The following is a 7,965-nucleotide window of genomic DNA, read 5'->3' on the forward strand; positions in this document are numbered from 1 at the left end:
GACCACCGACAGCACCGTCGCGTCGCTCTCCACGTCGACGTCGACCGGCTTGAGCTCGGCCACCAGCTCGATCGCCTCGCTGTCGACCTCCACGTCGACGGGTATCGGTTCGCTGTCCACCGGTCTCTCGACCACCGACAGCACCGTCGCGTCGCTCTCCACGTCGACCTCGACCGGCTTGAGCTCGGCGAATAGCTCAATCGCCTCGCTGTCGACCTCCACGTCGACCGGTATCGGCTCGTTGTCCACCGGCCTCTCGACCACCGATAGCACCGTCACGTCGCTGTCCACGTCGACGTCGACGGGCCTGAGCTCCGCGAATAGCTCGATCGCCTCGCTGTCGACCTCCACCTCGACCGGCATCGGTTCGCTGTCGACTGGTCTCTCGACCACCGACAGCACCGTCGCGTCGCTCTCCACGTCGACGTCGACGGGCTTGAGCTCGGCCACCAGCTCCACCGCCTCGCTGTCGACTTCCACGTCGTCCGGCATCAGTACCGCACAGAGCGGCATCGATTCGCTGTCCACCGGCTTGTCGACCACGAACAGCAACGTCGCGTCGCTGTCGACCGGCCTGAGCAGCACCACCAGCTCGCTCGCGTCGCTGTCGACCTCGACGTCGTCGGGCCTCAGCTCGGCGCAAAGCGGCATCGGTTCGCTGTCGACGGGCCTCAGCAGCACGAACAGCACGGTCGCCTCGCTGTCGACGTCGACCTCGACCGGCATCGGTTCACTGTCCACCGGCCTCTCGTCGACCAACAGCAGCCTCACGTCGCTCTCCACGTCGACCTCCACGGGCCTGAGCTCGGCCACCAGCTCGATCGCCTCGCTGTCGACCTCCGCCTCGACCGGCATCGGTTCGCTGTCCACCGGCCTCTCGTCGACCAACAGCAGCCTCACGTCGCTGTCCACGTCGGCCTCGACCGGCATCGGCTCGCTGTCGACGAGCATCAGCTCGATCACGTCGAACACGACCAACCTCGGCAACAGCACCGCGGCCGCGCTCGGCGGCGGCGCGACGTACGATCCGGCAACGGGCACGATCTCCGCGCCGTCGTACACGACGTACAACGCCAACGGCACGACCACGACGAACAGCAGCGTCGGCGCAGCGATCGACAGCATCAACGCGAACGGCATCAAGTACTTCCACGCGAACTCGACCGATCCGGACAGCGTCGCGACGGGCGCGAACAGCGTCGCCATCGGACCGAACGCCGTCGCGAACATCGACAACTCGGTCGCGATCGGCAACGGCGCGACGACGTCGGCGGCCGTGCCCGTCGCGTCCGCGACCGTCGGCGGCCTCACGTTCGGCGGCTTCGCCGGAAGCGCACCGGTCGGCGTGTTTAGCGTGGGGGCGCCGGGCGCCGAGCGTCAGGTCACGAACGTCGCCGCCGGCCGCATCTCCGCGACCAGCACCGACGCCGTCAACGGCAGCCAGCTCTATGCGACCAACAGCAACGTCGCGTCGCTGTCGACCGGCCTGAACGCGACGAACAGCAATCTCGCGTCGCTCTCCACGTCGACCTCGACCGCGATCGGCTCGCTGTCCACGGGCTTGTCGTCGACCAACAGCAACCTCGCGTCGCTCTCCACGTCGGCCTCGACCGGCATCAGCTCGCTGTCCACGGGCCTGTCGTCGACCAACAGCAACCTCGCGTCGCTCTCCACGTCGGCCTCGACCGGCATCGGCTCGCTGTCCACGGGCCTGTCGTCGACCAACAGCAACGTCGCGTCGCTGTCGACGAGCGTGACCAACATCAACACGCAGCTCACGTCGCTGTCGACGTCGATCACGGACAACGTGATCCGGTCGCTGCCCGCGAGCACGGGCATCGCCGCCGACATGAGCTCGCCGAAGGCGACGACGCCGTCCGTCACGGCCGGCTCGAACTCGGTCGCGATCGGCGCGGGCTCGACCGACGGCGGCCGCTCGAACGTCGTGTCGGTCGGCAGCGACACGCAGCAGCGTCAGGTCACGAACGTCGCCGCCGGCACGGAGGGCACCGACGCGGTCAACGTCAATCAGCTCAATGCGGTGTCGACGACGCTGACGCAATCGCTGTCCACGCAGCAGACGCAGATCAACAATCTGGGCGCGCAACTGAACCAGACGCAACAGCAACTGCAGCAGACCGACTCGATGGCCCGCCAGGGCATCGCGGCGGTCGCGGCGATGGCGTCGATTCCGCACATGGATCGCGACTCGAACTTCGCGATGGGGATCGGCACCGCGTCGTTCCTCGGCCAGAAGGCGATGGCGGTCGGCATGCAGGCGCGGATCACCGAGAACCTGAAGGCGTCGGTGAACGGCGGCTTCAGCGGCAATCAGAAGGTGATCGGCGCGGGCATGCTCTATCAGTGGAAGTAACGACGGGCCGGCGCGGCAACGGGCAACGGACGGCGCCCGGCATCGCGGCCGGCGCACGCCGCCCCGGCCGCGGCCCGGCATCGGGCGCGCCCGGCCGGAACGACGAACGCGCCCGGTCGCGCTTCGTTTGCGCATCAGCCAGGAGAAACACGATGATGAAGCACATCGCATGGATGGGATTGACGCTCGCCGCGCTCGCGGGATGCAGCGCGTCGAGCGGGCCGACCTACTCGGTGACGCAGGCGAGCCTGCCCGGCCATCCGCTCGCCTACCGCGTCGCATGCGGCGGCGCGTTCGGGAAATTCGAAACGTGCACGAAGGTCGCCGCGCGCGTATGCGGCGAGCGCGCCGTGCAAACGCTCGAGCGCGACGCCGACTTCCACGGCGACGACCGGCGCGGCAAGCCGTCGAGCCTCACGTTCGACTGCGCGTCGACGCCGAACGTCATGCCGCCGGCGGATCAATAAGCCGGCGCGATCCGCGCGGCGCGACGCCGCGCACGACCGCACCCCGGTCAACGACCTCGCCGCGCGCGCCGATCGATGCGCGAACGCATCCTTGCATCGCCCGTCGGGCGATGCGCGCCTCGCGGCCGGCTTTCGCCCGGCCCGGCGGCGCCTTCGAGCCGCCCCAAAATCGGATATCGTTCGGACCTTGAGCCGCCCGGCGGCCCTCGACCATCGCCGTAATCGGCGGCGAATCGAGCCGCGCCGGCCTTTCGAGCGAACGTCATGCCCGCCGACCCGAACCGTTTCGCCGACATCCAAGCGCAATTGCAGCGCGGCGAACTGATCGCCGCCGCCGACGCGATCGGCGCGTGGCACGCGGCCGCCCCAGCCTGCGCCGATGCGATCGCATGCCGCGCGCACTGGCTGCGCCTGCTCGGCCGCTTCGACGAAGCGGCCATCGCGCTGGAACCGGCGCTCGCCGCGACGCCGCCTTGCGTGGCCGCGTGGCTCGAACGCGCGCGCCTCGCTCGGCTCGCCGGGCAGCCCGAGCGCGCGCAGCTCGCGTTCGACGCCGCGCATCGCGCCGATCCGGCCGCGACGAGCGGGCTGCCCGAATGGATCGCGCTGCTGCACGAGCTTCGCCGACACGCGCTCGCCCGCACGGTCGCGCAGGCGCTGTGCGAGCGCGCGCCCGCCGACGCGCGGTCGTGGTTCCTGCTCGGCCTCACGCATCACTACGCGGGCGAATACGCGGCTGCGGCCGACGCGTACGGCCGCGCGGACGCGCTCGATCCCGCGCCCCCGATGCTGCGCAACAATCTCGCCGCCCTCCGTTATCAGACCGGCAAGCATCGGGATGCGCTCGCGCAGGCCGAAGCCGCGATCCGCGCGGACCCGGACAGTCAGATGGCATGGTGCAACTGCTCGAACGCGTGGCTCGCGCTGCATGAGCCGGCCCGCGCGCTGATCGCGGCCGAGCGTGCGTGCGCGCTCGGCCCGGGCTACTCAATTGCGCAACTCGCGCGCGCGAATGCGCTGAAGGAATGGCAGCGCTGGCCGGACGCGCTCGCCGCGGCGACGCAGGCGCACCGAGGCGCGCCCGACGATCCGGTCATGCAATGGTCGCTCGCGATGCTGCAATTGCTGCACGGCGACTACGCGAACGGCTGGCTCAATCACGAGGCGCGCTGGCGCGGCGCGCGCGAGCTCGGCGATCGTCCGCGCCCGTCTGCCGAGCTGCAATGGCAGGGCGAGCCGCTTGCGGGCAAGACATTGATGCTATGGGGCGAGCAGGGATTCGGCGACGCGCTGCAGTTCGCGCGCTTCGCGCCGGTCGTCGCCGAGCGGGCCGCACGCGCGGGCGGCCGCGTCGTCTTCGCATGCTTCGCCGGCCTCGAGACGCTCCTCGCGCGCAGCTTCGCCGGCGCGCCGATGCGCATCGCGCCGCACGACGCGCGCCGGCTGCCGGCGTTCGACCGCCATCTGCCCGTCGGCAGCGCGCCGCTCGTGCTCGGCGTGCGGCCCGACACGATTCCGTCGGCGCACGGCTACCTGTTCGCGGATCGGGCGCGCGCCGCGCGATGGGCGGCGCGGCTGCCCGCCGACGGCCGGCTGCGCGTCGGGCTCGTCTGGAGCGGCAACCGGACGCACCAGCGCAACCCGCTGCGCGCGCTCGATCCGAGCGCTTGCGCGCGCGCATGGCGCGACGTCGCCGGCGTCGCGTTCCACAGCCTTCAGGTCGACGGCGCGCGCGACGTCGAAACGATGCGCGCGGCGGGGCTCGACGTAATCGATCACACGGCCGGGTTGCCGACCTTCGACGATACGGCCGCCTATCTGGCGAATCTGGATCTCGTCGTGACCGTCTGCACGTCGGTTGCGCACCTCGCGGGCGCGCTCGGGCGGCCGACCTGGCTGCTGCTCGACGTGAATCCGCACTGGGTCTGGTCGATCGATCGCGACGACAGCCCGTGGTATCGCTCGATCCGGCTATATCGGCAAACCCGGTATCGCGATTGGACGGCGGCGCTCGACCGGGTGCGCGACGATCTGGCCGCGCTGGCGGCCGCGGACGGACAGCCGCGCTCGTGCCGCGCGTCGCGGCGAAAGCGCAATGCATCGCGCGGGACGAATGCGTAGCGCGGCCGGCACGCGCGGTCAGTCGGTCAGTCGGTCAGTCGGTCAGTCGGTCAGTCGGTCGGCGCGGTCGGCGCGGTCGGACAGTCGGACAGTCGGGCGGGCGGTCGGACAGTCGGGCGGTCGGGCGGCAAGCGCATCGATGCTCGCGCAGCCCTCGCGCCGCTTGCCGTGACGCACGCGGTGGCGCGCGCACGCGTTCCGACGAAACCGCGATCCGCGCCCGGTCGCCGTAGAACGATGCCGTGCGCCCGCCTTTCGCCGGGCGCCCCGTTGTCCGGAAAGCCGTCGCATGCGTCCGGCGGTCGCGCGGCGGGCACCGTCGCGCGCTTCGTCGCCATCGCGCCGCGCGTGCCGGCACTATCGGGAAATACCAGACGCGCAGCAAGATCGCCGCGCGCGGCAGTCGCGATGCCGGCGCACGGCGGCAAAACGCAATTCGGGATTTCCCGTTAAAAATCGGACAAATGCCTCGCGCGCCCAAACCAAATAGAATCTCAACTCTAAATCCAGCATCGAATATTAAAATTCATTACCGCCAGCCACCCGCAAACGAAAACCAATATTTATAAATCAGAAAGCAAATTGAAATGAAATGACGATTGCCGCCCGGCGATTTCATTTAAATAATTTACAACCCGGACAAAATCCGCAGCCGCCTCTCACTTCCCTCCCTAAGCCCCGCGCATCAAGGCCAGAGCCATTCACCCCGGAATCGTCATACGTTTATTCAACGAATCCCGGCGAATCGAATCGAACTGGCCGATCAAATTAAAAAGACGGATTGACGATTATTAACAATAAATTCAATTCCTTTTTACAGTTCTTGTCAGTCCGCTAACCAACACATAAATAGAATCGCGGCTGCAAACAACAGTTCGATGATCGAAGCGTGTTTAAAAGCGGCCGAAAAACTCCGGCGCCCAGTCGACCGACCGAGATCTTCAGACGGAACAAAGTGCGGTCACTTTCTTAGTCGGTTCGATTGCAAAAAGGGCGGAGATGAACAAGATCTACAAAACCATCTGGTGCGAGACCACGCGGAGCTGGGTTGCGGTATCGGAGCACACGAACGGGCGTCGCGGCGGCGCGACCGCCGTCGCGACCGCCTCCGCCCGCCCGATCTGGACGCGGCTGCGCGGCATCTCCGTCGCGGCGCTGGCGGCATTCGGCCTGAGCCTCGTCGCATCGCCCGCCGCATTCGCGCAATCGAACTCGGTGATGTGCGCGAACTACAACAACGGCGTTCTTCCGACGTATACCGGCTACGGCGCGAGCGCCTCGCTGACGTCGCCCTGCACGACCGGCATCGGGTCGTGGGCGGGCGGCGTCACGCCCGGCTCGACGACCGACTGGATCGGCCTGTCGGCCGACGACACGCAAGTCGTCCTGAACGGCAGCACCGGCAACATCTACTTCCGCACGGGCGGCACGAACGGCAACACGCTGACGATGAGCAACGTCGCAGGCGCGGGCCCGACGGGCGGCGTGCTGCTGTCGGGCGTCGCGGCGGGCGCCGTCACGGCGACGAGCTCGCAGGCGATCAACGGCAGCCAGCTCTATTCGCTGTCGACGTCGGCCTCGACGGGCATCAGCTCGCTGTCGAGCAGCATGTCGACGTTCAACAGCTCGATCTCGTCGCTGTCGACGGGGCTGTCGTCGACGAACAGCAGCGTCGCTTCGTTGTCAACTTCGACGTCGACGGGCTTGTCGTCGGCCAATAGCTCGATCACTTCGCTTTCGAGCGGGCTGAGCACCACCAACAGCAACGTCGCCTCGCTGTCGTCCGGGCTGTCGTCTACAAATAGCAGCCTGACTTCGTTGTCGACTTCGACGTCGAGCGGGCTTTCGTCGGCCAACAGCTCGATCGCGTCGCTGTCCACGTCGACTTCGACCGGCATCGGCTCGCTGTCCACCGGCCTCAGCACGACCAATAGCAGCCTGACTTCGCTGTCGACTTCCGCGTCGACGGGATTGTCGTCGGCCAACAGCTCGATCACTTCGCTTTCGACGTCCGCCTCGACTGGGCTGAGCTCGGCCAACAGCTCGATCGCGTCGCTTTCGACTTCGACGTCGACCGGCATCGGCTCGCTGTCGACGGGACTCTCGACGACCAATAGCAACGTTGCCTCGCTGTCCAGCGGCCTGAGCAGCACTAATAGCTCGCTGACCTCGCTGTCGACTTCCGCTTCGTCGGGCATCAGCACCGCGCAAAGCGGCGTCAACTCGCTTTCCACCGGGCTGTCGACCACCAACAGCAACGTCGCTTCGCTTTCGACGTCGGCTTCGACCGGCCTCAGCTCCGCGAATAGCTCGATCGCTTCGCTCTCGACCTCCACGTCGACCGGCATCGGCTCGTTGTCGACCGGCCTGAGCACGACGAATAGCTCGCTGACCTCGCTGTCCACTTCCGCTTCGTCGGGCATCAGCTCGGCGAACAGCTCCGTCGCTTCGCTCTCGACCTCTGCGTCGACCGGCCTGTCGACCACCAACAGCAACGTCGCATCGCTTTCGACGTCGGCTTCGACCGGCCTCAGCTCGGCCAACAGCTCGATCGCTTCACTGTCGACTTCCACGTCGACCGGCATCGGCTCGTTGTCGACGGGCCTCAGCACGACCAACAGCAACGTCGCGTCGCTGTCCAGCGGCCTGAGCACCACCAATAGCTCGCTGACCTCGCTGTCCACCTCCGCTTCGTCGGGTATCAGCTCGGCGAACAGCTCCGTCGCTTCGCTCTCGACCTCGACCTCGACCAGCGTCGATTCGTTGTCGACCGGTCTGAGCACCACCAACAGCACTGTCGCTTCGCTTTCGACTTCGACGTCGACCGGCATCGGTTCGTTGTCGACGGGACTCTCGACGACCAATAGCAACGTTGCCTCGCTGTCCACCGGCCTCAGCACCACCAACAGCTCGCTGACCTCGCTGTCGACTTCCGCTTCGTCGGGCATCAGCTCGGCGAATAGCTCCGTCGCTTCGCTCTCGACCTCTGCGTCGACCGGCTTG

4 protein-coding genes are annotated in these 7,965 nt (G+C 67.6%); all 4 read left to right on the forward strand.

Features of this window, described 5'->3' with window-relative positions; translation table 11 throughout:
• Positions 1 to 2,374 (forward strand): YadA family autotransporter adhesin (locus tag X946_RS03685; RefSeq protein WP_200886418.1); only part of this gene is annotated, 2,374 nt, incomplete at its 5' end.
• A gap of 155 nt (positions 2,375 to 2,529) precedes the next feature.
• The gene (locus X946_RS03690; protein WP_052144998.1) at positions 2,530 to 2,841 is read left to right on the forward strand and encodes a hypothetical protein; all 312 of its coding nucleotides are present in this window, start codon (positions 2,530 to 2,532) and stop codon (positions 2,839 to 2,841) included.
• A gap of 264 nt (positions 2,842 to 3,105) precedes the next feature.
• Positions 3,106 to 4,962, forward strand: a complete 1,857-nt coding sequence (locus X946_RS03700) for a tetratricopeptide repeat protein (RefSeq protein ID WP_052144997.1) — start codon at positions 3,106 to 3,108, stop codon at positions 4,960 to 4,962.
• A gap of 999 nt (positions 4,963 to 5,961) precedes the next feature.
• Positions 5,962 to 7,965 (forward strand): ESPR-type extended signal peptide-containing protein (locus X946_RS30035; RefSeq protein ID WP_200886419.1); only part of this gene is annotated, 2,004 nt, incomplete at its 3' end.

The sequence above is a fragment of the Burkholderia sp. ABCPW 111 genome (assembly GCF_000773065.1).
Lineage (GTDB): Bacteria > Pseudomonadota > Gammaproteobacteria > Burkholderiales > Burkholderiaceae > Burkholderia > Burkholderia savannae.